At 68.6% G+C, this 25,076-nt stretch carries 21 protein-coding genes; 15 read left to right on the forward strand and 6 right to left on the reverse strand.

What is annotated here, in order from left to right:
- Positions 1 to 5: 5 nt before the first annotated feature.
- On the reverse strand, positions 6 to 932 hold the full coding sequence (locus ACS5PK_RS11800; RefSeq protein ID WP_439440437.1) for a LysR substrate-binding domain-containing protein: 927 nt from the start codon (positions 930 to 932) through the stop codon (positions 6 to 8).
- Between the two features lie 121 nt (positions 933 to 1,053).
- On the opposite strand from ACS5PK_RS11800, the gene ACS5PK_RS11805 reads away from it, so the two are divergent.
- The 4 genes from ACS5PK_RS11805 to ACS5PK_RS11820 all read left to right on the forward strand — a co-directional run bounded on the left by ACS5PK_RS11805 (position 1,054) and on the right by ACS5PK_RS11820 (position 5,870).
- Positions 1,054 to 1,686: an FMN-dependent NADH-azoreductase gene (locus ACS5PK_RS11805; RefSeq protein ID WP_439440438.1), complete on the forward strand. Its 633-nt coding sequence runs from the start codon at positions 1,054 to 1,056 to the stop codon at positions 1,684 to 1,686.
- Positions 1,687 to 1,846: 160 nt separating this feature from the next.
- Complete coding sequence (locus tag ACS5PK_RS11810) at positions 1,847 to 2,713, forward strand: pirin family protein (protein ID WP_439440439.1); 867 nt, start codon at positions 1,847 to 1,849, stop codon at positions 2,711 to 2,713.
- 148 nt (positions 2,714 to 2,861) lie between these two features.
- Positions 2,862 to 4,829 carry a GspE/PulE family protein gene (locus tag ACS5PK_RS11815; RefSeq protein ID WP_439440440.1) on the forward strand — a complete coding sequence of 656 codons (1,968 nt, stop codon included), beginning with the start codon at positions 2,862 to 2,864 and terminating at the stop codon, positions 4,827 to 4,829.
- Between the two features lie 27 nt (positions 4,830 to 4,856).
- Positions 4,857 to 5,870 (forward strand): hypothetical protein, encoded by a 1,014-nt coding sequence (locus tag ACS5PK_RS11820; RefSeq protein ID WP_439440441.1) that lies wholly within the window; start codon positions 4,857 to 4,859, stop codon positions 5,868 to 5,870.
- Between the two features lie 45 nt (positions 5,871 to 5,915).
- Here ACS5PK_RS11820 and cueR read toward each other — a convergent pair whose 3' ends face one another.
- Together cueR and ACS5PK_RS11830 are read right to left on the reverse strand one after the other, a co-directional pair.
- Entirely contained in the window at positions 5,916 to 6,317 is a 402-nt protein-coding gene (gene cueR / locus ACS5PK_RS11825; RefSeq protein ID WP_439440442.1) for a Cu(I)-responsive transcriptional regulator, read from the reverse strand.
- A complete protein-coding gene (locus ACS5PK_RS11830) occupies positions 6,314 to 8,734 on the reverse strand; it encodes a heavy metal translocating P-type ATPase (protein WP_439440443.1) in 2,421 nt (806 codons plus the stop codon). The genes cueR and ACS5PK_RS11830 overlap by 4 nt, the downstream gene beginning before the upstream one ends.
- 146 nt (positions 8,735 to 8,880) lie before the next feature.
- Here ACS5PK_RS11830 and ACS5PK_RS11835 point away from each other — a divergent pair, with 146 nt between their 5' ends.
- Complete coding sequence (locus ACS5PK_RS11835; RefSeq protein WP_439440444.1) at positions 8,881 to 9,078, forward strand: heavy-metal-associated domain-containing protein; 198 nt, start codon at positions 8,881 to 8,883, stop codon at positions 9,076 to 9,078.
- Between the two features lie 100 nt (positions 9,079 to 9,178).
- Here ACS5PK_RS11835 and ACS5PK_RS11840 read toward each other — a convergent pair whose 3' ends face one another.
- Positions 9,179 to 11,824: a TonB-dependent receptor plug domain-containing protein gene (locus tag ACS5PK_RS11840; RefSeq protein ID WP_439440445.1), complete on the reverse strand. Its 2,646-nt coding sequence runs from the start codon at positions 11,822 to 11,824 to the stop codon at positions 9,179 to 9,181.
- A gap of 322 nt (positions 11,825 to 12,146) precedes the next feature.
- Positions 12,147 to 13,151, reverse strand: a complete 1,005-nt coding sequence (locus tag ACS5PK_RS11845) for a SphA family protein (RefSeq protein WP_439440446.1) — start codon at positions 13,149 to 13,151, stop codon at positions 12,147 to 12,149.
- A 253-nt stretch (positions 13,152 to 13,404) separates the two neighbouring features.
- Between ACS5PK_RS11845 and ACS5PK_RS11850 the strand changes: the two genes are divergently transcribed.
- Positions 13,405 to 13,998: a chalcone isomerase family protein gene (locus tag ACS5PK_RS11850; RefSeq protein WP_439440447.1), complete on the forward strand. Its 594-nt coding sequence runs from the start codon at positions 13,405 to 13,407 to the stop codon at positions 13,996 to 13,998.
- A 69-nt stretch (positions 13,999 to 14,067) separates the two neighbouring features.
- Here the strand turns inward: ACS5PK_RS11850 and ACS5PK_RS11855 are convergent, their stop codons facing one another.
- On the reverse strand, positions 14,068 to 14,823 hold the full coding sequence (locus tag ACS5PK_RS11855; protein WP_439440448.1) for a TetR/AcrR family transcriptional regulator: 756 nt from the start codon (positions 14,821 to 14,823) through the stop codon (positions 14,068 to 14,070).
- Positions 14,824 to 14,996: 173 nt separating this feature from the next.
- On the opposite strand from ACS5PK_RS11855, the gene ACS5PK_RS11860 reads away from it, so the two are divergent.
- The 9 genes from ACS5PK_RS11860 to ACS5PK_RS11900 all read left to right on the forward strand — a co-directional run bounded on the left by ACS5PK_RS11860 (position 14,997) and on the right by ACS5PK_RS11900 (position 25,071).
- Positions 14,997 to 16,604, forward strand: coding sequence for a carboxyl transferase domain-containing protein (locus tag ACS5PK_RS11860; protein WP_439440449.1), 1,608 nt, complete (start codon positions 14,997 to 14,999; stop codon positions 16,602 to 16,604).
- Positions 16,605 to 16,643: 39 nt separating this feature from the next.
- On the forward strand, positions 16,644 to 16,898 hold the full coding sequence (locus ACS5PK_RS11865; RefSeq protein WP_439440450.1) for a type II toxin-antitoxin system VapB family antitoxin: 255 nt from the start codon (positions 16,644 to 16,646) through the stop codon (positions 16,896 to 16,898).
- The gene (vapC, locus tag ACS5PK_RS11870) at positions 16,885 to 17,286 is read left to right on the forward strand and encodes a type II toxin-antitoxin system VapC family toxin (protein ID WP_439440451.1); all 402 of its coding nucleotides are present in this window, start codon (positions 16,885 to 16,887) and stop codon (positions 17,284 to 17,286) included. Before ACS5PK_RS11865 ends, vapC begins: the two co-directional genes overlap by 14 nt.
- A gap of 12 nt (positions 17,287 to 17,298) precedes the next feature.
- Complete coding sequence (locus tag ACS5PK_RS11875; protein ID WP_439440452.1) at positions 17,299 to 18,090, forward strand: enoyl-CoA hydratase/isomerase family protein; 792 nt, start codon at positions 17,299 to 17,301, stop codon at positions 18,088 to 18,090.
- A gap of 115 nt (positions 18,091 to 18,205) precedes the next feature.
- Positions 18,206 to 19,615 carry an aminotransferase class III-fold pyridoxal phosphate-dependent enzyme gene (locus ACS5PK_RS11880; protein ID WP_439440453.1) on the forward strand — a complete coding sequence of 470 codons (1,410 nt, stop codon included), beginning with the start codon at positions 18,206 to 18,208 and terminating at the stop codon, positions 19,613 to 19,615.
- Positions 19,605 to 20,834, forward strand: a complete 1,230-nt coding sequence (locus ACS5PK_RS11885) for an aminotransferase class I/II-fold pyridoxal phosphate-dependent enzyme (RefSeq protein ID WP_439440454.1) — start codon at positions 19,605 to 19,607, stop codon at positions 20,832 to 20,834. The genes ACS5PK_RS11880 and ACS5PK_RS11885 overlap by 11 nt, the downstream gene beginning before the upstream one ends.
- Positions 20,831 to 21,670, forward strand: a complete 840-nt coding sequence (gene bioD / locus ACS5PK_RS11890; RefSeq protein WP_439440455.1) for a dethiobiotin synthase — start codon at positions 20,831 to 20,833, stop codon at positions 21,668 to 21,670. The genes ACS5PK_RS11885 and bioD overlap by 4 nt, the downstream gene beginning before the upstream one ends.
- 2 nt (positions 21,671 to 21,672) lie before the next feature.
- Complete coding sequence (gene bioB, locus ACS5PK_RS11895) at positions 21,673 to 22,773, forward strand: biotin synthase BioB (protein ID WP_439440456.1); 1,101 nt, start codon at positions 21,673 to 21,675, stop codon at positions 22,771 to 22,773.
- A 297-nt stretch (positions 22,774 to 23,070) separates the two neighbouring features.
- Positions 23,071 to 25,071 carry an acetyl-CoA carboxylase biotin carboxylase subunit gene (locus tag ACS5PK_RS11900; protein ID WP_439440457.1) on the forward strand — a complete coding sequence of 667 codons (2,001 nt, stop codon included), beginning with the start codon at positions 23,071 to 23,073 and terminating at the stop codon, positions 25,069 to 25,071.
- Positions 25,072 to 25,076: the final 5 nt, after the last annotated feature.

Here is a 25,076-nt window from a genome sequence, read left to right on the forward strand (position 1 = left end):
GCAGCTCAAGCCGCCGCGGCCGAGGGGCAGCGGCTGAGCACATCCCCCATGGCGTCGAGAAAGGCTCTCGTGCGCAGCGGCATCAGCCGTCGCTCCGGGAAGACCGCCCAGCAGGGCACGGGCGGCAGCTCCCAGTCGGGCAGCACGCGCACCAGCTCGCCGCGGTCCACAAAGGGCTGCGCGAAGTGCGCTCCCACTGCGGTGATGCCCACGTCGGCGCAGGCCATGCGTAGCAGCATGTCGGGCGCGTTCACCAGGGTCTTGAGCTGTGGCAGTCCCTCCCAGTGCTCCCAGTCCGCGCCCTTGGCGCGGCGCAGCTTCCAAGGCTGGGCGTCGCCGTGGCGGCTCAGGATCATCAGCCCATGCATGCTGCTCAGGGCCTCGGGCAGTTGCGGCTCGCCATGCAGCGCGAGGTAGGCGGGTGAGGCATAGAGCCCGGTGCCGATGAGGGCCAGGCGTCTCGCGGCCAACTGGGAATCGTCCGGCAGCGCACCCATGCGGATGGCGAGGTCGAAGCCCTCGGCGATCAGGTCCACGCGGCGCGGGGAGAGGTCCAGTTCTAGCTGCACCTCTGGGTTGTCGCGCACGAAGCGGGACAGCATGTCCGGCAGCGCCTGCTGGGCGAAATCCCCGGGCATGGACACCTTGAGCCGGCCGCGCGGCCGCTGCTGGCGGTGCAGGGCCAGGGCCAGCGCGCCGTCGACCTCGGACGCCACCACGCGCGCATGCTCCAGCACGCCCTGGCCGAAGTCGGTGAGGGCCAGGCGCCGGGTGGAGCGCTGCAGCAGCTTTTCCCCCAGGCGATTCTCCAGCGCGGCAATGCGGCGCGAGACCGTGGACTTGGGCAGGTGCAGGCGCTCGGCAGCCCGGCTGAAGCTGCCCGCCTCCATCACGCGGGCGAAGAGCAGCAGGTCATCGGCTTCCAGGCTCATGGCTATTGTTCCTTTGGTGGAACAATCTTATCCATTTGAAGGGCTTCTGGTGCTGGCTTGTAGTTAATAAAGTTCAGCCATGCCATCAACACGCCGCGCCGCGGCGATCAAGGAGCCCGGTATGAACATCCTGCAAATCAACAGCAGCGCCCGCCGCCTGGAAGCCAACGGCCAGGGTTCGCACTCCACCCGCCTGGCCAATGAGCTGGTCGCGGCCCTGCGTGAACGCCAGCCGGCCGCGCATCTGAGCGTGCTGGACCTGGGCCAGCAGACCCTGCCTGCGCTGGATGAACCCACCCTGCAGGCCCTGTTCACCCCGGCCGAGCAGCGCAGCGAGGCCCAGGCCGCCCGCGTGGCCCAGGACATGGCCCTGATCGAACAAGTCAAGGCTCAGGACGTGCTGGTGCTGGCTGTGCCCATGATCAACTTCGGCATTCCCACCCAGCTGAAGCACTGGATCGATGCCGTTGCCAAGGCCGGCGTGACCTTCCGCTACACCGCCAACGGCCCGGAAGGCCTGCTGCCGGGCAAGACGGTCTACATCGTGCTCACCCGCGGCGGCATCTACCGCGACCAGCCCAGCGACACCATGGTCCCCTACCTGAAGACCGTGCTGGGTTTCCTGGGCATGACGGACCTGCACTTCATCTATGCAGAAGGCCTGGCCATGGGCCCGGACGCCGAGGCCCGCGGCCTGGCCGCCGCCCGTGAGCAGATCGCCGCCCTGTTCCAAGCCGAGGCGCAGCCTGCCTGAGGGTAAGTCCCGGCCTGCACGGGCGTGCCGCCGGGAGGGGCCGTGTCACCATCCTGCGCCCTGACGTGTACCAGTCCTCGCGGGGCTGCCCCTTCGGCGCAGCCCGCCCGTGCCTCTGGCCGTGCGCGAAGCCGGCAGGCGTACTGAAAGGAGATTCCTCATGCAAACCCAGCCACAGACCCTGACCCAGCCGCGCCCGGTGGAACGCCTGGTCGCCGGACAGCCCACCAGCGATGGCGCGGGCGTCAAGCTGACCCGGGTGCTGACCCACACGCTGCAGCAGCGCCTGGATCCCTTCCTGATGCTGGACGCCTTCGGTTCGGACCAGGCCGAAGACTACATCGCCGGCTTCCCCGACCACCCCCACCGCGGCTTCGAGACCATCACCTACATGCTGGAAGGCCGCATGCGGCATCGTGATTCCGCCGGTCATGAAGGCCTGCTGCAGAGCGGGGGTGTGCAGTGGATGACGGCCGGGCGCGGCGTGATCCATTCCGAGCTGCCGGAGCAGGAGCAAGGGCGGATGGAGGGTTTCCAGCTCTGGCTCAACCTGCCCGGCCGGAACAAGCTCTGCGAGCCCTGGTATCGAGACATCCCGAGCAGCGAGATTCCGCAGTGGGAGGGCGAGGGCGTGGTGGTGCGCGTCATCGCCGGCGAGCACCGCGGCGTGGCGGGTGCGGTCCGGCGCGAGCACACTGAGCCGGTCTACCTGGACGTGCACCTGCCGCCTGGGACCCGCTTCGAGCAGGCCCTGCCGGACAGCCACAATGCCTTCGTCTATGTCTACCGTGGTGCCGCGCGCTTCGACAGCGGCTGCACCGTGCCACAGCAGCGCATGGCCATCCTGGCCAACACGCCAGGCAGTGATGGCGTGCGCCTGCAGGCAGGCGAGGAGGGGGCCCGCTTGCTGCTGATCGCTGGCCGGCCGCTGGGCGAGCCCATCGCCCAATACGGCCCCTTCGTGATGAACACGCAGGCCGAGCTGATGCAGGCGGTGCGTGACTTCCAGAGCGGCCGCCTGGCCTGAGTCGCCACAATCGGCGCTCTCAATGAGGGGCTGGGGGCGGCTCGGGCGTTGATATTGCTCAAGAACTGCGAGGCTTGTGCCGCAAGTCGTGGCGCGGGAGCAATCTGCACATTGTGCGATCTGCGCCCGTTCGCTCACACTTTGTTGCATGAGCACGAATCTGCAGTACGAGCATGACACCGTCCCCGCCGCTCTGGACGCCCTGGTTCATCCCGCGCCGCCAGGGGGCGCCAAGGTGGGTGCCCAGTTGCATACCGATCTGGACCAGCTCTGGCAGCAACTGCAGAGTGGGCATGTGGTTCGTGCCGCGCGCCTGGGCGAGGCCCTGATCGAGGCCGGCCTGCTCAGCCGTCCGCAACTGCAGCGCGCCCTCGGGCGTCAGTTGGGCGCAGTGCCCCATGTGCCCATTGGCGAGTTGCTGGTCAAGGATGGCGTTCTGAGCCCGGCGCAACTGCGCCAGATGCTGGCTGCCTGGCAGGGCGTGCCGACCGTCGACCTGGGCTGTGTGCGGCCGGAGCCGGACGCTCTGGCCCAGGTCCCCCGCATGATTGCGCTGCGGGAGTCGGTCTGCCCGCTGATGGTGAGGGCGGATGTGCTGGTGGTCGCGGTGGCGGATCCCTGGGACCAGCATCTGCTGGAGGTGCTGCGCTTCGTGTCCGAGCTGCATGTGCGGCCAGTGCTGGCGCGAGCGGGTACCTTGCTGCCTGCCATCGCCCGCGCCTATCAGCAGGATCTCGCGGGCATCGCCAAGACGCCCGGCGAGGGCTCGGACAAGGCCATCGCTCCGATTGCGCAGGCCGCGACCATCCGTGAGCTGGCTCAGCAACTGGCGGAGTCTGAAGGCGTGTCGGGCGATGCCGAGGTCGGCGTGGTGGCGGAGTCGGACAACACCCTGGTGCGTCTGGTCAACCGCCTGATCGCCGATGCCGTGGAGCTGGAGGCCTCGGACATCCACATCGAAGCCTCGGACGCCCCGCGCCCGGTGCGCATCCGCCTGCGCATCGACGGCGACCTTGTCCGCTATCTGGAGCTGCCGACGCGGGTGCGCTTTGCCCTGGTCGCCCGCCTGAAGATCATGGCGGACCTGGACATCTCCGAACACCGCCGCCCGCAGGACGGCAAGATCGACTTCAGCCGCTTTGGCGGCCCGCCGGTGGAGCTGCGCCTGGTGACGGTGCCCACCAACACCGGCCTTGAGGATGTGGTGCTGCGCCTGCTGGGCGGCATGAAGCCGCTGCCCCTGGACGAGATCGGCCTCTCCCTGGGCAATCTGGAGGGGCTGCGACGGGTGATGGCCAAGTCCTATGGCCTGCTGCTGATCTGCGGCCCGACGGGCTGCGGCAAGACCACCACCCTGCACTCGGTGATGCGCGAACTCAACGAGGACAAGCGCAAGATCTGGACCGCCGAGGACCCCATCGAGATCACCCAGGAAGGACTGCGCCAGGTGCAGGTCAACGCCCGCATAGGCTGGACCTTCGCGGCGGCCATGCGCACCTTTCTGCGCGCCGATCCGGACGTGATCATGATCGGCGAGATGCGCGATGAGGAGACGGCCCGCATCGCCATCGAGGCCTCGCTGACCGGGCACCTGGTGATGTCCACCCTGCACACCAATTCGGCCCCCGAGAGCGTGACCCGCTTGCTGGAGATAGGGCTGGATCCCTTCATGTTCTCGGACTCCCTGCTGGCCGTACTGGCCCAGCGCCTGGTGCGCCGCCTGTGCAGGGACTGCCGCGTGCTGGAGCCTCTGGACGACAGGGCGGCCCACTCGCTGGCACAGCTCTATCTGCAGACGCCGCTGCCGGGCTTGTCCCCTGAGACGCTGCTGGGCCACTGGCGCGAGCGCTTCGGCATGGAGGGGCGCCTCATGCAGTACCGCCACCATGGCTGCGATGCCTGTGGCGGCACGGGCTATCGAGGCCGCCTGGGCATCCACGAACTGCTGGTGGCCGATGACACGCTGCGCACCCTGGTGAGGCGCCGGGCCTCGGCGTCCGAGATGTTCCAGCTGGCCCTTCAGTCCGGCATGCGCACTCTGCGCCAGGACGGCATCGAGAAGGTGCTGGCCGGGCTGACCGATCTGCCCGAGGTGCTGGCCGCGAGCAACCAGTGACGGATTCGCGATCTGACGGAGCCCCCGATGAAGCCTTCTCCCTCCCTTGCCCTTCGGGCCGGTCCCCTGACGCTGGAGGTGCCGGCCGTGCTGCTCAGCAGCCTTGGCGAATGGCTGGCTGGCCGCGCGCTGCGGCTGCAGGCCGAAGCACAGGATCCGGCGCGTGTACTGCAGGCCGGGGCCGAGCTGGAGCAGCTGGGCCTGGAAATGCAGGCCCTGGTCCATGCCTTGCGTGGCACCCGACCAGCTGCGGCCGAGGCGCTGGACCTCCACGCTGCGGCGGCACAGACGCTGCAGCAGTGGCAGCCGGCGTGGCGCAAGGCGGGCCTGCGGGCCGAGCTGCTGCAGGGGCCGGCCCTGACCCAGGACATCGAGGCCGGCCTCCTGCAGCACGCGCTGGACCTGCTGCTGGGGCATGGACTGGCGGGCGGGCGCGATGTGCACCTCAGCGTGTCGGCCCTGGACGATGCGAGGCACTGCCTGCGCCTTGCCGGGCTGGGGCCGTCGGCCGGCGAGGAGGAGTTGCACTGGCAGTTGCTGCGCCTGCTGGCGCGCGCGCGCGGCTGGGTGCTGCAGCGGCGCGAGGGCCAGCCAGCGGGGACGCTTGAGGTGGAGATTCGCATCGACGCCTTCAACGACGAGAGCGCGCCGCGCGACGAGGAGGGCCTGCCGCGGCGCCAACTCGATCTGGCGCTGCGGGTGTTGGTGCTGGATCCGCACGAGGCCAGCCGCGTCGAGTGCGCCCGCCTGCTGGGCCTGGCTGGCGTGCCCTGCGATTGCCACGCCAGCCTGGACCAGGTGCTTCCCCTCTTGGAGAACGCCGATCCGGGCTGGAATGCCCTGGTCTCGGGCATCCCCGCCGACCTACCCGGCATGACGGCTTTTGCCTTGCAGCTGCGGCAGCGATACGGCCTGAGGCGCTGGATCGAGCTGGTGGATGAGGACTACCGCTTCGACATCGGCGGTCCCGACGGATCACGCCCCGCGCGCCTGGGGCGGCAGGACCTGGCGCATACGCTGGTGTCTTCGCTGGCGGGCTGAGCCCGCGGCTGGCGACGTCTTGCCGGGAGACGCTCGTTCTGTCGGTTAGGTGCCCGCCAGGCCGTCCAGGATGGGGCAGTCTGGCCGCTCGTCCCCATGGCAGCATTGGGTGAGCTGCAGCAGCGTCTGGCGCATGGCCTGCATCTCCGCCAGGCGTCGGTCCAGGTCGGCGATGTGCGCCTGAGCGATCTTCTTCACCTGGCTGCTGGCGCGGCGCCGGTCCTGCCACAGCCTGAGCAGTTCGGCGATCTCGGCCATGGAGAAGCCCAGGTCCCGGCCCCGTCGGATGAAACGCAGGATGTGGACCTCACGCTCGCTGTACTGCCGGTAGCCGGCCTCGGTGCGCGGCACTTCGCCCAGCAGCCCCAGGCTTTCGTAGTGGCGCAGCATCTTGGCCGAAACGCCGGAGCGGGCCGCGGCCTCACCGATGTTCAGCAGTCCCTTCATGCGCGAGGCCTCCAGCGCTGCAGCAGCAGCGCATTGCTGATCACGGTGACGCTGGACAAGGCCATGGCGGCACCGGCGATGACCGGGCTGAGCAGGCCCAGGGCCGCCAGCGGAATGCCCACCACGTTGTAGGCAAAGGCCCAGAACAGGTTCTGGCGGATCTTGGCCACGGTGCGGCGCGATATCTCGATGGCCTCTGCCACCAGGCGTGGGTCGGAACGCATCAGGGTGATGCCGGCTGCATGCATGGCCACGTCCGTGCCGCTGCCCATGGCCAGGCCCACATCGGCTGCGGCCAGGGCGGGGGCGTCATTGATGCCGTCGCCCACCATGGCCACGCGCTTGCCGCCAGCCTTGAGCGCGGTTACGTGCTGGGCCTTGTGCTCGGGCAGCACCTCGGCATGGACCTCGTCCAGGCCCAATTCGCGGCCCACGGCTTCGGCGGCACCCCGGTTGTCTCCGCTCAGCAGCACGGTACGCACACCCAGCTGGCGCAGCTGGGCGATGGCATCGCGCGAGCTGGGCTTCACAGGATCGCCAAAGGCCAGCAGGCCCAGCAGTTCGGGCGGGGCGACGGCATCCCGGCGCCGCGCCAGCCAGGACAGGGTTCGCCCCTGGGTCTGCAAGGCCTGGGCCTGGTCCTGTAGCGGTGCCAGGTCCACGCCCAGCTCCTGCATGTAGCGGCTGCTGCCCAGCATGTGCGGGGCGCCAGCCAGCGTGGCCTCCAGGCCCCTGCCGGCGACGGCACGGAAGTCCGATGTGCTTGGCAAGACCTGACCCTCGTTTCCCGGTCGTGCCTGCCAGGACGCCAGCACAGCCTTGGCCAACGGGTGCTCGCTACCCTGCTGCAGGGCCGCGGCCAGCTGCAGCAGCCCGGCTTCATCAATGGCGGCGCTCGCCTGTAGCGCCAGCAGGCGTGGGTGGCCTTCGGTCAGTGTGCCGGTCTTGTCGAAGGCCACGACTTCCAACTGGCGGGCCAGCTCCAGGGCTTCGGCGTCCTTGATCAGCAGGCCGCGCCGTGCCGCCACGCCAGTGCCGGCCATCAGGGCCGCCGGGGTGGCCAGGCCCAGTGCGCAGGGGCAGGCGATGACCAGCACAGCCACGGCATGCAGGAGGGCGCGTTCCCAGTCCCCGGTGCCCAGGCCCCAGGCCAACAGCGTCAGGAGGGCCAGGACCACCACCACCGGCACGAAGACGGCGCTGACCTGGTCGACCAGGCGTTGGATGGGGGCCTTCCCCGCCTGTGCGGATTCGACCAGGCGCACGATGCGCGACAGCGTGGACTCCGCACCCAGCGCACGCACCTCCAGCAGCAGCAGGCCCTCGCCATTGACGGCGCCACCGATGACCTGCTCGCCCACGCCGCGAGCCACGGGTAGGCTCTCGCCGGTGATCAGGGACTCGTCCACATGGCTGGCACCTTCCAGCACGGTGCCGTCCACGGGGATGCGCTCGCCCGGCCGCACCACGACCCGGTCGCCCAGCATGAGAGCGGCGACGGGCAGTTCCTGCTCGCTGCCGTCGGCGCGGCGCTGGCGGGCGGTCTCGGGCCGCAGCTTGCGCAGGGCACGGATGGCCTCGGTGGTGCGATGCTTGGCCCGCGCCTCCAGTTGTTTGCCCAGCAGCACCAGGGTGATGACTACCGCGGCGGACTCGAAGTACAGCGACATGCTCATGGGTCCATGGCGCAGCAGCTCGTAGATCGAGAGCCCATAGGCCGCACTGGTGCCCAGGGCGACCAGCAGGTCCATGGTGCCGCTGCCAGCCTTCAGTGCGGCCCAGCCCTTGCGGTAGAAGCGAGCACCCAGCACGAACTGCACGGGCGTGGCCAGGGCCAGCTGTATCCAGCCGTTGAGCATCCAGTGCGCTCCCCACAGCAGGCCCAGCATGGGCAGCACCAGGGGCAGGCTCAGCAGCACGGCCATGATCAGGCCCAGGCGGCCCTCCTGCAGCGACTGCCACAGCGTCTGAGGCTGAGCCTCGGCCTCGGTCTGGCCGCCGTCGTCCAGCAGACGTGCCCCGTAGCCGGCCTGCGTGATCGCGGCGACGAGGGCGTCGCTGTCCGCAGTGGCCAGAGCCCGCACGCTGGCGGTCTCGGTCGCGAGATTGACGCTGGCCTCCAGCACGTCGGGCAGCTTGCGCAGCACCTTTTCGATGCGGCCGACGCAGGAGGCACAGCTCATGCCTGTGATGTGCAGCTGCCACTGCCGCTCGCGCAGCCCGAAGCCGCCCTTGCGCAGGGCCTGGGCCAGGTCCGGCAGGCTGGGCTGGCCACTGAGGTCTGCCCGCTCGGTGGCCAGGTTGACCGTGACCGCACTGACGCCGGGCACCTGGCCCAGCAGGCGTTCGACACGCTTGACGCAGGACGCGCAGCTCATGCCCGTGACGGGCAGGCTCAGGGTGGGGGATGTGTTCATGGCTGCAGTCTCAAGCTTTACCTGATGGTAAGGTCAAGCAGGCAGCCATGTCCGTTCGGTCAGTACGGGCGGACCCGCCTGGCTTGACCTTTCCATGATGGGAATGATTAAGCTCGGCCCGTCATCGATCAAGCAAGGAACCCATCATGAGCAGCTTCCATCTTCCCGACATGAGCTGCGGCCATTGCGTAGCCGCCATCACCGAGGCGCTGAAGGCCGCGGATCCCGAGGTCCGCCTGGAGTTCCAGCGCGAGGCCCGCACGGTGCAGGTCCAGAGCAGCCTGGATGACGCCCGCCTGGCCGAGCTGCTGAGCGAGGCGGGCTATCCGCCAGCGGCCGGCTGAGGACTCAACCGTGCTGCCTGCCCGCGCCTCGCAGCGGGCTGCAGACAAAAAAAGAGCGCAGCAAGCTGCGCTCTTTTCATTCAAGGCTTCGGATCATCGATCAGAAGTGCTTGATCTCCAGCGAGGCGTTCATGCTGCGGCCGGCGGTGCGGTCCAGGAAGCCCGAGTTGTGCTGCGAGAAGCGGGGGGACTTCTCGAACAGATCGTTGACGCCCACCGTCAGCTTGGTGTTGCTGAGCAACTGCCAGGAGACGCTCAGGTTCCAGCTGGTGTAGGAGCCCAGGCGGCCCACCTCTTCACCCTCGTGGATGTTGCTGGGGGAGTCGTAGTCCAAGGTGCTGGCCTGGCTGAGTGCCGTCAGGCGGATCTTGTAGGCATTGCGGGCCAGACCGAAGGTCACCTTGTTGCGCCACTTGGGGAAGCTGTAGCCGCCCAGGCGGTCGGTCAGCGGTTCGCCTTCGATCTCGGACTGCTTGTAGTTGAACACGTAGTTCAGCTCGTCCTCGATGCTGAGGCGGCCGATGCCGGCGTTGAAGCTGTACTTGGCGTTCAGGTCCAGGCCCGTGGTCTCGATCTTGCCCACGTTCATGTAAGGCAGGATCAGACCTTTCAGGCGGCCGTCCTTCAGGCCGGGGTATTGCGCTTCCAGGGCGGGATTGCGCGGGTCACGGACCACCATGGCCTTGAAGCCCGGGGTGGTGAACTCGTTGTCCAGCAGGTACTGCGCGTTGAGCGTCTGGATAGTGTCCTTCTGCTTCAGCTTGTAGGCATCGGCGGACATGTACAGATCGGTCAGCGGCTGGAAGACCAGGCCCAGCGAGAAGACCTTGGTGCGCTCCGGCTTCAGCAGCGGGTTGGAGCGGATGTCCAGCTCGGGGCTGTACTTGCACTGCGAGGTGCCGTAGCCCAGCGGCTTGCATCGCACCCAGTCGGCCACCGTGATGTAGGCGCGCGAGGGCGACATGTACAGCTCAGGCAGCGACGGGGCCTTGAACGCGGTGTTGGCATTGCCGCGCAGCAGCAGTTCCTTGGTCGGACGGAAGGCGAAGGCCAGCTTGGGGTTGGTCGTGCCGCCGAAGTCGTTGTAGTTGTCGTGGCGCAGCGCGGCCTGGATCTCCAGTTGCTTGACGGGCTGCAGGTTGAACTCGCCGTAGATGGAGTAGACCTTGCGCGAGCCCTTGGCGCCGGTGCCGCCCAGGTTCTCGATCTCGCCGCGGGCCACGGCGGCGTCCGGCGTGTCCTCCATCTTGTCGTGCATGGCCTGCAGGCCGCCGGCGAAGCCCACCGGGCCGCCCAGCTGGAACAGCTCGGCATTGGACACCTTCAGGTCTGCGACCATCAGGCGGGTCATCGCTTCGCGATGGGTGCTGGCCAGCAGCGGACGCACGTTCTCGATGGGGTTGGCGTCGATCCAGGGGTTGTAGGTGCCTGTCTGCAGGGCCTTGAGCAGTTCGGCCGACTTCAGGCGGTTGGTGGCGTCGGTCGTCACGCTGTTGCGGCTGACGAGGGCGGCGGTCTCCCAGTCCCAGTTGCCGACGTCACCGCGGGCACCGATCAGGGCGCGCGCATTGCGGGCCGTCACGGTCTGCTGGCTCTTGCCTGCCTCGGTGACGGCGCGGAACACCTGCAGGGGCGAGTTCACCAGCTTGCCCGTCTTGGGGTCGGTGAACTGGCCGAGGTCCTTGCGCCAGGTGGCCCAACTCGGCTGGATGTAGCGGTTGGTGCCGGTGCCGATGTAGGAGTAGCCGTCTTCCCAGCGGATGTCGGCGTTGCCCAGGCTCAGCTCGCTGAACAGGGTGAGGTTGCTGGCCAGGGCATAGCTGCCGATCAGGCCGATGGACCTGCGCTCGACGTTGGGGGTGCTGCTGTCGCCGCTGCTGCGGTCAGTGCGGCAGTACTGGTCGCCGCGTTCGTCGCGCTCGACCTGGCCGGCCGGGCAGCCGGGCATGGCGTAGCGGTTGCTCTTGTTCGGGCCGTTGACCACGTTGTAGGAGCCCGGGCCGCGATTGGTGGAGCGGTTGTCCAGGCCGCCGAACTCACGCTGGTCCAGGCTGCGGCTCCAGCGGTGCTCAGTGGGGCGGCGGGGATCGCGCTGCTGGATGTCCAGGTTCCACAGCAGGTTGTACTTGTCGGCAGCGATGTCGCCCATGCCACCGGTCAGGCCCACGGAGATGGTGGTCTCGTCGCCCGCCTGGTTGCGCGACACGTTGACCATGGACTCCAGGCCGCGGAAGTTCTGGCGGGTCTTGAAGTTGATCACGCCGGCCACGGCGTCCGAGCCGTAGATGGCGGAGGCGCCGTCACGCAGGATTTCGATCTGGTCGATCGCGTTGAGCGGCAGGGAGTTGATGTCGACCGAGCTCTCGGACAGGTTGGCCGAGTAGCCGTAGTTGGCGATGCGGCGGCCGTTCAGCAGGATCAGCACGTTCTTGGCGCCCATGCCGCGCAGCGACACGGTGGCGGCGCCCTGAGCGAAGGAGCTGCTGGATACGCCGGTGACCACGCTGTCGGCGGCGGTCAGCTGCTCCATCAGTTCGACGGTGGTGGCGGCGCCAGAGGCCTGGATCTGCTCACGGCGGATGACTTCGACCGCGAGGGGGCCTTCAGCGGAGATGCGCTTGATGTTGGAGCCAACGATCACCACCTTTTCCAGTTGCTGGGGGGCGGTGTCGGCCAGGGCGGGCGTGCTCAGCAGACCGGCGCTGATCAGGGCCAGGCTCAGGCGAGGGAAGGAAAAATGCGTCATTGAATTGATTGCGGATCCGACGTTGTTGAAACTCGGGCGCAAACAAATCAGATCGGCAGTGGCCGGCGCTCCCAGGCGGTGAAGCCCCAGGAACGCGGTGAAGGAAGACCTCCCAACACAAGGCGGTGAGCGCAGCTCACCGGCCAGCCTCTGGATTTGTTGCCCCCGAGGGGGCCTTTTCAGGCGTGCCGATTTTGCCGCCTTATGCACCGTATTCCAGGGACAATGCCCTTTCGGGCGCCCGCAAAACGCCCGTCTGAGACGGTTTGTAAGAAATTAGCAACAAACCAGATACATGAGGGTGGTCTGCCTTGCGCCGGACTCAATCCAGCCGCAGGTTCAGGCGCACCCAGGTGGTGGTGCCTTGCGGGCGGTTGCGCACGGCGAATTCCTTCACCACCTTCACGTCGGCCGACCACACGCCGTCTTCGGACACAAAGGCCAGCATGGGTCCCAGCGCGCGCACGCGGGCCTTGTTGCCATGGGCGGCCACGCCGGGGCCGTTGTCGTTCGTGGTCTGTTCCACCAGATAGCCCTGCAGGCCCACGCGCCAGGCGTCATTGACGCGGTACATGGCGGCGTAGTCGGCGTGCAGGTACTGGCCGGAGCGCACGTCGGTGGCGGTGTTGCGGGTGTTGATCGAGTAGGTGGCGCGCAGGCCCAGCTCCACGCCGTTTTCCCAGACCTTGGAGGCCAGCACCAGGGGGCGCACCGTCCAGAACTTGCCGGCGCCGGGGTTCACGGGCTGCTCGGCGTCATAGGCGCCGGTGGGGGCGACCACGCTCAGGCCCAACACAAGGCGGCTGTCGTCCTGCTGCCAGTCCACGAAGCCGGCGAGGTCCAGGTCGCCCTGGCCACTCTTGCTGCCGGACCGTTGGGCTCCTTGCTGGTCCAGCAAGGCCTGCACGGCCGCGGCGGCACCCGCTGGGGTGCCGGCGGGCAGGGTGGCGCTCAGACGGACGTCGTTGCGCTGACGCACCAGGGGCAAGGTGGCGGAGAAGCCCAGGCGGCCGTCGGCCACCAGTTTCTCGGTGACCCAGGTGCCGCGGGCCACGAAGACATCGGCTTCGATCTCGCCCTGGATCTGCACGGGCAGGGTGCCCAGCGGGGTAGCGGCCTGGGTCTGCAGGGCCTGGCCGTCGTCGCCCTTGAGGCGCTTGGCGCTGTAGTGCTGCAGCCAGAGTTGGCCGTACCAGCCCGGGAACTGCGGCGAGGCCAGCTCATAGCTCGGGGCGCCCAGCAGTGCGCGCAGCTGGCCGTTTTCGGTGGCCAGGGCGGAGCCCAGCGGGGCCAGGGCAGCGAGGAGGGCCAGGGTGTACTTCTTCATGGGTGGTCCTGAAAGCTGGAGTTTCGAGAATGCCGCTGCCGACGCGGGCGCATCCTGCGTCGCTCAGCACATGGGGGAATGGGGCGGATGCTGCCAGCCTTGGCGTGAAATGCACAGCGATCGGTCTAGAGTGCCGTGCCGAAACAGCCCGCCCTGAGCAATCTTGCCGCTCCGGCCGGTGGCGCACTTCTCTATGATCCGCGCCCTGGCAGTACCTTCCCGATGTGGCGCTGCCGCATGCCAAGGAGACAAGATGCTGCAATTTCTGCGACCCCTCGCGATGGGCCTGCTTCTGCTGGCCAGTGTCGCCCGTGCGAGTGACGTCAAGTTCGAAGGCTTCGATTTCCCGACCACGGCCGCCGTGGGCAACCAGACCCTGGTGCTCAATGGTGTGGCAGCGTCCAGCATTCTGTCGACGCGCTCCACCGTCGTGGCCTTCTACCTGCCCAGCAAGCAGACGACCATGGAGGGTGCCACCGGCATCAAGGGCCCCAAGCGCATCCAGTTCTACATGCTGCGCGCCGTGTCCGCCAAGGACCTGGCCAATGCCATGCTGGATCGCATCCGCCAGAACGTGAGCACCGAGGAGTTCTCGGCCAATGTGATCGCCACCTCGCAGCTGGGCGCCGTTTTCGGTCAGCGCAGCAGGGTGAGCAAGGGGGACCTGGTGGTGATCGACTACAACCCCGTCGAGAAGAGCACGGAGTTCACGCTCAACGGCAAGCGTCTGGGGGATCCCATCGCCGGCGAGGCCTTCTTCCCCATGATGATGAAGGTGTGGATTGGCCCCAAGGTGCGCGACTCCACCCGCGAGGGCCTGCTGGGCCTGACCAGGCTCGAAGGCTGAGCCATCGTCCGCCTCGCCCGACTCGACCGCCAGACGCCCCGCCCGGGGCGTCTTTTCATTGGGGCCTGATCAGGCCTGGTCCAGTGCGCGCTGCAGGGTGTCCTTCAGGCTGCGCAGGCGCAGCAGTTCTTCGTCCGGTGCCTGCAGTGCGGGCCACAGCAGGGCGACGAGGTCGCGCGCGCTCTGGTCCACATTGATCTGGCGGCCGGCGATGATCACCTCCCACAGCATGTGCTCCATGGGCCCGAAGACCAGGGAGCGCAGCATGCGCAGCGGGATGTCCTGCCGCACCTGGCCGCGCTGCTGGCCGCGCGAGAGCAGCTCCATCAGCGGTGCGGTATAGCGGCGCTGCAGCTCGATGAAGGCCTCGCCGAACTCGGCCGAGCGGCCGCTGCCGCCCGTGATGTCGGCCTCACGCTTGCGGCCCTCCGACAGCACCAGCTCGCACAGGCCCGTGCCCTGGATCAGGAAGAGTCGCAGGTGGGTGTGGACCACGAACTCCAGCTGTTCGCGGATGGGGGCTTCGCGGGGCAGGCCCTGCTCGATGGCCTCGATGATCTCGTCGTACCAGTCGGCGATCACCCGCATGCACAGCTCGCGCTTGCCGCGGAAATAGGTGAAGACCGTGGCCTCTGATATGCCCAGGCGCTTGGCGATCTCGGTGGTGGTGGCGCGCTCGTAGCCCTTGGCTGCGAAGACCTCGCGGCCCACGCGCAGGAGGTCCCGCACCCGCTGCTCCGCCTTGGCACCCGCGGGCGCGCGGCGCTGCATGGTCGGCGGCGCCGCAGGGGGGAGGGGGTTGGCGCTGTCAGCGGGAAGGCTCATGCGGGCCATTCTCTCTGAATTTCTGAGTCAAACTCAAGTCTTGCTTGCTGGGGGTGTTCCTCTGTCGTATCCTCACGGCTTCGCGAGCCCGGTGAACACGATTCAATGGGTTTCACATGATGAATTGAGCTTGACTCAGGTCAGGCTCCTCACCCTGACCGTCTGGAGACACCATGTCCGTGCTGCAAAGCAAGCTCAACGCGCGCTCGGCTGACTTCAAGGCCAATGCCGAGGCCATGCAGGGCCTGATCGCCGACCTCAACGCCCGTTTGGCCAAGATCGCCGAAGGCGGCGGCGAGGCGGCCCGTGCCAAGCACACGGCCCGCGGCAAGCTGCTGCCGCGTGACCGCGTGGAGATGCTGCTGGACCCTGGCACGCCCTTCCTGGAGATCGCGCCCCTGGCCGGCCTCAACATGTATGACAACGCTGCGCCCGGCGGCGGCATGATCGCTGGCATCGGCCGCGTCAATGGCGTGGAGTGCGTGATCGTCTGCAATGACGCCACCGTCAAGGGCGGCACCTACTACCCCGTCACCGTCAAGAAGCACCTGCGCGCCCAGGAAATCGCCGAGCAGAACAAGCTGCCCTGCGTCTACCTGGTGGATTCCGGCGGTGCCAACCTGCCCAACCAGGACGAGGTCTTTCCGGATCGCGACCACTTCGGCCGCATCTTCTACAACCAGGCCAATCTCTCGGCCCAGGGCATCCCGCAGATTGCCGTGGTGATGGGCTCCTGCACGGCCGGCGGCGCCTATGTGCCGGCCATGAGCGACGAGACCATCATCGTCAAGAACCAGGGCACCATCTTCCTGGGCGGCCCGCCCCTGGTGAAGGCCGCCACCGGCGAGGTGGTGAGCGCCGAGGACCTGGGTGGAGGTGACGTCCACACCCGCCTCTCCGGCGTGGCCGACCACCTGGCCGAGAACGACACCCACGCCCTGGCCCTGGCCCGCAACGTGGTCGCCAGCCTCAACCGCAGCAAGCCCCAGCCCTTGCGCCTGCAGGCCCCGCAGGCCCCGCTGTTCGACCCGGCCGAGCTGCACGGCGTGATCCCCACGGACACCCGCAAGCCCTTCGATGTGCGCGAGGTCATCGCCCGCATCGTGGACGGTTCCGTCTTCGACGAGTTCAAGGCCCGCTACGGCAACACCCTGGTCTGCGGCTTCGCCCACATCGAGGGCATGCCCGTGGGCATCGTGGCCAACAACGGCATCCTCTTCGCCGAGAGCGCGAACAAGGGCGCTCACTTCATCGAGCTGTGCTGCCAGCGCAAGATCCCGCTGGTCTTCCTGCAGAACATCACCGGCTTCATGGTGGGCCGCAAGTACGAGAACGAAGGCATTGCCCGCGCCGGCGCCAAGATGGTGACGGCCGTGGCCTGCGCCAACGTGCCCAAGTTCACCGTCATCATCGGCGGCTCCTTCGGGGCCGGGAACTATGGCATGTGCGGCCGCGCCTACAGCCCGCGCTTCCTCTGGATGTGGCCCAACGCACGCATCTCCGTGATGGGCGGCGAGCAGGCTGCCAGCGTGCTGGCCACGGTCAAGCGCGACGGCATCGAGGCCAAGGGCGGCCAATGGAGCGCGGACGAAGAGGAAGCCTTCAAGGCGCCCATACGTCAGCAGTACGAGGACCAGGGCCACCCCTACTACGCCAGCGCCCGACTCTGGGACGACGGCGTCATCGACCCGGCCGACACGCGCCGCGTGCTGGCCCTGGGCCTCTCCGCCTCGCTGAATGCCCCCATCCCGGACGCCAAGTTCGGTGTCTTCCGCATGTGATGTATACAATGTGTGTGCCTTCCGGAAAACGTACACATCATGCGCACCAATATTGAGATCGATGACGAGCTGATGGCGAAAGCCCTGCAGGCCGGTCCCTTCAAGACCAAGAAGGAGGCGGTGGAAGCGGGGCTGAAGCTGCTGGCGCGCCAGGCGGCCTACCGTGAGCTGCTGAAGTGGCGCGGCAAGCTCAAGTGGGAAGGTGGCGATGACGTGGACTGGGCCGTCGCGCCCGAGTCCACGCCGCTGGCCGTCCACGAATCCGCGCCGGGGCAACGCCGTGCTGGTCGTTGATTCCAGCGTCTGGATCGACTTCTTCTCGGGTGCCGCGCACCCGGCCGTCGACCAACTGGCCGCGTTGCTGGAGCAGGGCGAGCTGCGCCTCGTCGTGCCGGACCTGGTGCTGTTCGAGGTGCTGCGCGGCTTCCGCCATCCGCGCGAACTGCGGCAGGCGACGCTGCTGATGCAGAGCCTGGCCATCGAGCCCACCGGCGGCGAGGCCCTGGCCATGGCCGCCGTGGACCACTACCGCAGCCTGCGCGCCCAGGGCTACACGGTGCGCAGCCCCATCGACGTGCTCCTGGCCGCCTTCTGCATCGAGAACGACTACGCCCTGCTGCACAAGGACCGCGACTTCGACGCCCTGGAGGTCCACCGCGGCCTCAAGGTCTGGAAGCACTGACGAGAGAACCCTATGACAAGCACGCTCAAGATCGAACGCGAAGGCCCCCAGCAGTGTGTGGCCCGCGTCACCCTCAACCGCCCGGACGTCCGCAACGCCTTCAACGAGAGCGTCATCGCCGAGCTGACCCAGGCCTTCGCCACGCTGGGGCAAGACCTGACCCTGCGCGCCATCGTGCTCGCCGCCGAAGGCAAGGCCTTCTGCGCCGGGGCCGATCTCAACTGGATGAAGGCCATGGCTGGCTACAGCTGGGACGAGAACCACGCCGACGCCAGCCGCCTGGCCGAGATGCTCTGGACCATCTACCGCTGCCCCGTGCCCGTGATCGCTCGCGTGCAGGGCGATGTCTATGCGGGCGGCGTGGGCCTGGTCTCGGTCTGCGACATGGTCGTGGCGGTCGAGGGCGCGGGCTTCTGCCTGTCCGAGGCCAAGCTGGGCCTGCTGCCGGCCACCATCGGCCCCTACGTCGTGCGCGCCCTGGGCGAGCAGGCCTCGCGCCGCTACTTCGTCACCGCCGAGCGCTTCAGCGCCGCCGAGGCCCACCGCCTGGGCCTGGTGCACGAGCTGGCCACGCCGGAGACGCTGGATGCCAAGGTGCAGGGCCTGCTCGACGCGCTGTGCGCCAACGGCCCGGCCGCCGTGCGTGCCTGCAAGCAGCTGGTGCAGGACGTGGCCCATCGGGAGATCTCGCCTGAACTGCGAGATGACACCGCGCGTCGCATCGCCGACATCCGCGCTTCCGCCGAGGGCCGCGAGGGCGTGCAGAGTTTCCTGAACAAGGCCAAGCCCTCCTGGCTGAGCTGATGGACCACCCCGTACGCGCTGCGCGCGCCCCCTCGAAGGGGCCCGCCCGAGAGCCCGGCAGAGCCGGATCTCCGGGCTGCGCGCGGATGGAATGCCGCGGGATGGAGAGATGCACATGAACCCTAGCCAGACACATTTGCTGCAACGCCGCAGCCTTGACGCGGTGTGGCACCCCTGCACGCAGATGGCACGCGCCGAACGCGTGCCGCCGCTGCCCATTGCGCGGGGCGAGGGCCCGTGGCTCTTCGACTTCGACGGCCACCGCTACTTCGACGCCAACAGCTCCTGGTGGGTCAATCTCTTCGGCCACGCGGATGCCGGCATCAACGCCGCCATCAAGCAGCAGCTGGACACCCTGCCGCACGTCATGCTGGCCGGCTGCACGCATGAGCCCGCCATCCGCCTGGCCGAGCGCCTGAGTGCACGCACCGGCGGTGCGTTGGGCCATGTCTTCTTCGGCAGCGACGGCGCGAGCGCCGTGGAGATCGCGCTCAAGCAGAGCTTCCACAGCTGGCGCAACCTCGGTCAGATCGACAAGCGCGAGTTCGTCTGCCTCAGGAACGGCTACCACGGCGAGACCATAGGCGCGCTGGCCGTGACCGATGTCGCCATCTTCCGCGATGCCTACGACCCCCTGCTGATGCGCGCCCACATCGTGGACTCGCCCGACAGCCGCCTGGGCAACGAGGCCGAGGCCCTGGCTGCGCTGCGTGCGCTGCTGGCCGAGCGCCACACGCAGATCGCTGCCGTGATCCTGGAACCGCTGGTGCAGGGCGCGGCCGGCATGGTGATGCATTCGCCGAACTACCTGCGCCAGGTACGGGCGATGACCCGTGAGTTCGGCGTGCATCTCATCGCCGACGAGATCGCGGTGGGCTGCGGGCGTACGGGGCAGTTCTTCGCCTGGCAGCACACGCTGACAGCCGGCGAGCTCGCCAGCGTCGGGCCGTCCCAAGCTGGCGAAGCTCCGGTGGGGGGCAGCTCGCGTACGCGCGAGCGTGGGGCCGAACAGTCCCAGTGGCCGGACTTCATCCTGCTGTCCAAGGGCATCACGGCGGGTACGCTGCCGCTGTCCCTGGTGCTCACGACCGACGCCGTCTACCGCGCCTTCTGGTCCGAGGACGTCACCCGCGGCTTCTTGCACTCACACTCGTACACCGGCAATGCGCTCGCCTGCGCCGCGGCCAATGCCGTGCTGGACCGCTTCGATGCTGGCCAGATCGAGCGCAACGCCGAACAGGCTTCGCAATTGGCCGAGGCCTTCGCGCCGCTGGCGAAGCATCCCCGCGTGGCCCATCTGCGTCAGCAGGGCATGATCCTGGCCTTTGATGTGCCGGACGCCCCTGCGGGCTTCGCCGAAGCCTTCCATCTGGCCGCACGCCGGCATGAGCTGCTGATCCGCCCCATCGGGCGCACGGTCTACCTGATGCCGCCCTATGTGCTGGATGCCGAGCTCGCCGCCTGGCTGGCCCGGGCGGTGCGCCGCACCCTGGCCGATCTCTTCCCTGACTCCGATGTTGATTGATCACCTGCAATCCAAGCTGCGCGCCATCGAGGCGCAGTCCCTGACCCGCTTCCTGCGCGAGGCGGAAAGCCCCACTGCGCCGCACCAGACCGTGCGCGGCGCCGACGGCATCGCCCGCGAGCTGCTGATGTTCTGCAGCAATGACTATCTGGGCCTGGCCGCGCACCCGCGCATCGCCGAGGCCCTGGCCGAGGGCGCGCGGCTCTACGGCGGCGGCAGCGGCGCCTCACCCCTGGTCAGCGGCCATTCCGTCGCCCACAAGCGCGTGACCGACACCCTGGCCGACTGGTTCTCGCCCCACATCCCCAAGGCCCGCGCCCTGGGCTTCTGCACCGGCTACATGGCCAACCTGGCCGTGGTGACGGCGCTGGGCGATGTCGAGACCGAGATCTTCTCCGAGACCCTCAACCACGCTTCCCTGATCGACGGCACCCGCCTGGCCCGGGCCAGGACCACGCGCTATGGCCATGCCGACGTCGCCGGCCTGCGCGCGCTGCTGGCGGCCAGCACGGCCAAGGTGAAGCTCATCGTCACCGACGCCGTCTTCAGCATGGATGGCGACATCGCCCCGCTGCCCGCCCTGCTGGCCCTGGCCGAGGAATTCGATGCCTGGCTGATCGTCGACGATGCCCATGGCTTCGGCGTGCTGGGCCGCAAGGGGCGGGGCTCGCTGGAGCATTTCGATCTCTGCAGCGAGCGCCTGATCCTCGTCGGCACCCTGGGCAAGGCCGCCGGCCTGGCCGGCGCCTTCGTCGTCGCCCACGAGACCATCACCGAGTACCTGCTGCAGGCCGCACGCAACTACATCTTCTCGACGGCCTCGCCGCCCGCCGTGGAGCACGCCCTGCTGACCAGCTTGGACCTGATCGAGAGCGAGATCGGCCAGGCCCGGCGCGAGCACCTGAAGGCGCTGCAGCAGCAGTTGGCCCAGGGCATCAAGGCCCTGCTCAAGCGCCACCGCGGCCTGCCCTGGCGACTGGCGCCCAGCGAGACGCCCGTGCGCCCCCTGATCGTGGGCGGCAATGCCGAGGTGATGCAGCTGGCCGCTCGCCTGGAGCGCGAGGGCTTGCGCGTGCCCGGCATCCGCCCACCGACCGTCGCCGTGGGCGAGGCGCGCCTGCGCATCACGCTGTGCGCCACGCACACCGCGGCCGACGTCGACCGCCTGCTGGCCGCGCTCGAGACCGCCGCCGCCGACATGGAGCGTGCTGCCGCATGATGACTGTGAGCCCCCCGTCCCTGGGTACAGGTCCGGCCCCCCGAGGGGGCGAGGCCGCTCTTGGGAGCGGCCCGGCGAGCAGCCTCCGGGGTGAGCCAGCGATCAGCCCGGCGCGTCTGCGAGGCCTGTTCATCACAGGCACCGACACCGAGATCGGCAAGACCTGCGTCACCGCCGGGCTCACGCACGCCCTGGCCGAGGCCGGTGCCCGCGTGGTGCCGGTGAAGTCCCTGGCCGCCGGCCAGGTGCAGGACGCGCAAGGCGACTGGGTCAACGAGGACGTGCAGCAACTGCACGCCGCCCAGCGCCTGGGCCTGAGGCCCGCGCAGGTCGGGCCTGTGCAGTTCCGCGAGGCCTGCGCGCCCCACATCGCCGCCCGTCTTGAAGGCAAGACGCTGGAGCGCGAGCCGCTGCTGGCCGCCATCCGCGCCAGCGCGCAGCTGGGCGAGCTGGCCCTGGTCGAGGGCGTGGGCGGTTTCCGTGTGCCCCTCAATGACGCCTATGACACCGCCGACCTCGCCGTGGACCTGGCCCTGCCCGTGCTGCTGGTCGTGGGCCTGCGCCTGGGCTGCATCAACCATGCCTTGCTGACGGCCGAGGCCGTCCGCGCTCGTGGCCTGCGCCTGGTGGGCTGGGTGGCCAATACCGCCGACCCGCATCAGCCCCATGTGGCCGACAATGTCGCCGCGCTGGCCGCCCATTTCGCATCGATGGGTGCGCCCTGCTGGGGCCAGGTGCCCCGCCTTCCCTCTCCTTCTCCCGCGGCCGTCGCCGCGCATTTCTCGCTGACGCCAGCGGCCCTGCTGCAGGCTGTGCGGCAAGTCCAGGAACCCTGACCATGACCCAGACCACCAACCAGATCCAGTCGCTGACGCCCACCACCGATGCCGAGCGCCGCAATGCCAAGCCCTGGACGGTCAACGAGGTCGCGGCGCTCTTCGAGCTGCCCTTCAACGACCTGATCTTCCGCGCCCAGCAGGTGCACCGCGAGCACTTCGATCCCAACGCCATCCAGCTCTCCACCCTGCTGTCCATCAAGACCGGCGGCTGCGAGGAGGACTGCGCCTACTGCCCGCAGTCGGCCCACTTCGACACCGGCCTCAAGGCCGAGAAGCTGATCCCGCTGCAGGAGGTGATGGAAGCCGCCCGCGCCGCCAAGGCCAATGGCGCGACCCGCTTCTGCATGGGCGCCGCCTGGCGCTCGCCCAAGGAGCGCCACATCGAGGCCATCGGCGAGATGATCTCCGAGGTCAAGGCCCTGGGCCTGGAGACCTGCCTCACCGCCGGCATGCTGGCGGACGGCCAGGCCGAGAAGCTGAAAAGTGCGGGCCTGGACTACTACAACCACAACCTCGACACCTCGCCCGAGTTCTACGGCCAGATCATCACCACCCGCACCTACCAGGACCGCCTGGACACGCTGGAGCGCGTGCGCGCCCAGGGCCTGAAGGTCTGCTCCGGCGGCATCGTGGGCCTGGGCGAGACCCGCCGCGAGCGCGCGGGCCTGCTGGTGCAGCTGGCCAATCTGGACCCGTACCCGGAGTCCGTGCCCATCAACAACCTGGTGCAGGTCGAGGGCACGCCGCTGTCCGGCACGGCCCAGCTCGACCCCTTCGAGTTCGTGCGCACCATCGCGGTCGCCCGCATCATCATGCCGCGCGCCATGGTCCGCCTCTCGGCCGGCCGCGAGGAGATGCCGGAGAGCCTGCAGAGCCTGTGCTTCCTGGCTGGCGCCAACAGCATGTTCTATGGCGACAAGCTGCTGACCACCTCCAACCCGCAGGCCGAGAAGGACCGCGCCCTGCTGGATCGCCTGGGCATGCACTGCGCCACGGAGGCGGAGCTGTCGGAAGGGCATGGCAAGGAAGCCAAGATCCGCCTCAATGCCACCGAGCCGGCCCCTGTTGGCACCCTGCGCGGCTGCAGCGCCGCGGCTTGACCCTCCCCCTACCGGCTTCTCCGGCCCCCTCGCGGGGGCTGAGCCCGGACCGGACAGGTCCAGTGGACCTGTCCAGCCTGGCGAAGAGTCGGGCCTTTGGGCGCGGCGCGGCCTGCAAGGTCGCCCGTAGGCCCGGCAAGGCCGGATCCTCGGGCGCCGCTGGACTCAAGTCAGCGCTTTGCAAGCTGTTCTGCAACTCGAACTGAGTCTTTGGATCCAAGAGGCCATCCAGCCCTTCAGATGCACACTGCGGCTTACCGGCCGCTCGCCGATCAAAAGAAAACCGGAGTCACTGCCATGTTCAAGAAGATCCTCATCGCCAATCGCGGCGAAATCGCCTGCCGCGTCGCGGCCACCGCACGCCGGCTGGGCGTCAAGACCGTGGCGGTCTATTCCGAGGCCGATGCGCGTGCCCGCCATGTGCAGGCCTGCGACGAGGCCGTGCTGATCGGCGGTCCGGCGCCCAAGGACTCCTATCTGCAGTGGCAGCGCATCATCGAGGCGGCGAAGGCCACCGGCGCCGAGGCCATCCACCCGGGCTATGGCTTCCTTTCCGAGAACGAGGACTTCGCCCAGGCCTGCGCGGCCGCGGGCCTCGTGTTCATCGGCCCGCCGGCCTCGGCCATCCAGGCCATGGGTCTCAAGGCCGAGTCCAAGCGCCTGATGGAGCAGGCCGGCGTGCCCCTGGTGCCGGGCTACCACGGCGCGGATCAGGATCCGGTCCTGCTGAAGAAGGAGGCCGATCGCATCGGGTATCCCGTGCTGATCAAGGCCAGCGCCGGTGGCGGTGGCAAGGGCATGCGCGCGGTCCACGCGGCCGAGGAGTTCGACGCGGCCCTGGCCTCCTGCAAGCGCGAGGCCATCAACAGCTTCGGCGACGATGCCGTGCTGATCGAGCGTTATGTGCAGCGCCCGCGTCACATCGAGATCCAGGTCTTCGGTGACAGCCATGGCCAGTGCGTCTACCTCTTCGAACGCGACTGTTCGGTGCAGCGCCGCCACCAGAAGGTGCTGGAGGAGGCGCCGGCTCCCGGCATGAGCGAGGCCCGCCGCCGCGAGATGGGCGAGGCCGCCGTCGCCGCGGCCCTGGCCGTGGGCTATGTGGGCGCGGGCACCGTCGAGTTCATTGCCGAGCAGGATGGCCGGTTCTATTTCATGGAGATGAACACCCGCCTGCAGGTGGAGCATCCCGTGACCGAGGCCATCACCGGCCAGGACCTGGTCGAGTGGCAGCTGCGCGTGGCCGCGGGCGAGCCTCTGCCGCTCAAGCAGCACGAGCTGCGCATGCACGGCCATGCCATCGAGGCCCGCATCTGCGCCGAGAACCCCGAGGCCGGCTTCCTGCCCGCCACCGGCCGCCTGGACGTGGCCCGCTGGCCCGCGCATGTGAAATTCCAGCGAGGCGATATCCGCATCGATTCCGGCGTGGACGAGGGCGACGAGATCAGCCCCTTCTACGACTCCATGGTCGCCAAGCTCATCGTCTGGGGCGAGACCCGCGAGCAGGCCCTGGCCCGTCTGGATGCCAGCCTGCGCGACACCCATATCGTCGGCCTGCAGACCAACGTCGCCTTCCTGCGCCGCTGCGCCGCGACCGCCTCCTTTGCCGGTGCCGACCTGGACACCGCGCTGATCGAGCGCGAGAAGGCCGTCCTCTTCGGCCAGCCGGGCCTGCCCCTGCGCGTGGCCGCCGCGGCTGTCGTGGCCCACACCCTGGCCGAGGAAGCCCAGACCGTGGGCAGCGACCCCTGGAGCCGCCGCGACGGCTGGCGCCTGTTCGGCGCATCGGCCCGCCGCTTCGACCTGGCCGAGGGCGAGGCGCATCACGAGGTGCTGCTGTCCCGCCACCACCAGGGCGGCATGGCCCTGACGGTGGGTGGCGAGTCCATCGCCTTTGCCGTCCGCTCGACCGGCACCGAGCAGCACGAGCTGCTGCTGGGCGAAGGCCTCGGCCTTCAACGCGTCACCGTAAAGACCTACAAGCGCGGCGAGCAGGTGGCCGTGTTCGCCGACGCCGGCTCGGCCTTGCTGACCGAGGTCGACGTGATCGCCCATGCCGGGGAAGGGCAGGGCGAGGGCGGCCGCCTGACGGCCCCCATGCCCGGCAAGCTGGTGGCCTTCCTGGCCCAGCCCGGCGATGCCGTTACCAAGGGCCAGCCCCTGGCCGTGATGGAGGCGATGAAGATGGAGCACACCATCACCGCCCCGCGCGATGGCGTGGTGGCCGAGCTGCTGTTCGCTGTGGGCGATCAAGTGGGCGATGGCGCCGAGCTGCTGAAGCTCAAGACCGCCGAGTGAACCTG

Source organism: Roseateles sp. DB2, assembly GCF_051857535.1.
In the GTDB taxonomy this organism is placed as follows: Bacteria; Pseudomonadota; Gammaproteobacteria; order Burkholderiales; family Burkholderiaceae_C; genus Roseateles_B.

Bases quoted from the DNA above. Each gene is read 5' to 3' on its own strand.
- ACS5PK_RS11800 (WP_439440437.1), bottom strand. From the start codon at position 932: ATGAGCCTGGAAGCCGATGACCTGCTGCTCTTCGCCCGCGTGATGGAG.
- ACS5PK_RS11805 (WP_439440438.1), top strand. From the start codon at position 1,054: ATGAACATCCTGCAAATCAACAGCAGCGCCCGCCGCCTGGAAGCCAAC.
- ACS5PK_RS11810 (WP_439440439.1), top strand. From the start codon at position 1,847: ATGCAAACCCAGCCACAGACCCTGACCCAGCCGCGCCCGGTGGAACGC.
- ACS5PK_RS11815 (WP_439440440.1), top strand. From the start codon at position 2,862: ATGAGCACGAATCTGCAGTACGAGCATGACACCGTCCCCGCCGCTCTG.
- ACS5PK_RS11820 (WP_439440441.1), top strand. From the start codon at position 4,857: ATGAAGCCTTCTCCCTCCCTTGCCCTTCGGGCCGGTCCCCTGACGCTG.
- cueR (WP_439440442.1), bottom strand. From the start codon at position 6,317: ATGAAGGGACTGCTGAACATCGGTGAGGCCGCGGCCCGCTCCGGCGTT.
- ACS5PK_RS11830 (WP_439440443.1), bottom strand. From the start codon at position 8,734: ATGAACACATCCCCCACCCTGAGCCTGCCCGTCACGGGCATGAGCTGC.
- ACS5PK_RS11835 (WP_439440444.1), top strand. From the start codon at position 8,881: ATGAGCAGCTTCCATCTTCCCGACATGAGCTGCGGCCATTGCGTAGCC.
- ACS5PK_RS11840 (WP_439440445.1), bottom strand. From the start codon at position 11,824: ATGACGCATTTTTCCTTCCCTCGCCTGAGCCTGGCCCTGATCAGCGCC.
- ACS5PK_RS11845 (WP_439440446.1), bottom strand. From the start codon at position 13,151: ATGAAGAAGTACACCCTGGCCCTCCTCGCTGCCCTGGCCCCGCTGGGC.
- ACS5PK_RS11850 (WP_439440447.1), top strand. From the start codon at position 13,405: ATGCTGCAATTTCTGCGACCCCTCGCGATGGGCCTGCTTCTGCTGGCC.
- ACS5PK_RS11855 (WP_439440448.1), bottom strand. From the start codon at position 14,823: ATGAGCCTTCCCGCTGACAGCGCCAACCCCCTCCCCCCTGCGGCGCCG.
- ACS5PK_RS11860 (WP_439440449.1), top strand. From the start codon at position 14,997: ATGTCCGTGCTGCAAAGCAAGCTCAACGCGCGCTCGGCTGACTTCAAG.
- ACS5PK_RS11865 (WP_439440450.1), top strand. From the start codon at position 16,644: ATGCGCACCAATATTGAGATCGATGACGAGCTGATGGCGAAAGCCCTG.
- ACS5PK_RS11875 (WP_439440452.1), top strand. From the start codon at position 17,299: ATGACAAGCACGCTCAAGATCGAACGCGAAGGCCCCCAGCAGTGTGTG.
- ACS5PK_RS11880 (WP_439440453.1), top strand. From the start codon at position 18,206: ATGAACCCTAGCCAGACACATTTGCTGCAACGCCGCAGCCTTGACGCG.
- ACS5PK_RS11885 (WP_439440454.1), top strand. From the start codon at position 19,605: ATGTTGATTGATCACCTGCAATCCAAGCTGCGCGCCATCGAGGCGCAG.
- bioD (WP_439440455.1), top strand. From the start codon at position 20,831: ATGATGACTGTGAGCCCCCCGTCCCTGGGTACAGGTCCGGCCCCCCGA.
- bioB (WP_439440456.1), top strand. From the start codon at position 21,673: ATGACCCAGACCACCAACCAGATCCAGTCGCTGACGCCCACCACCGAT.
- ACS5PK_RS11900 (WP_439440457.1), top strand. From the start codon at position 23,071: ATGTTCAAGAAGATCCTCATCGCCAATCGCGGCGAAATCGCCTGCCGC.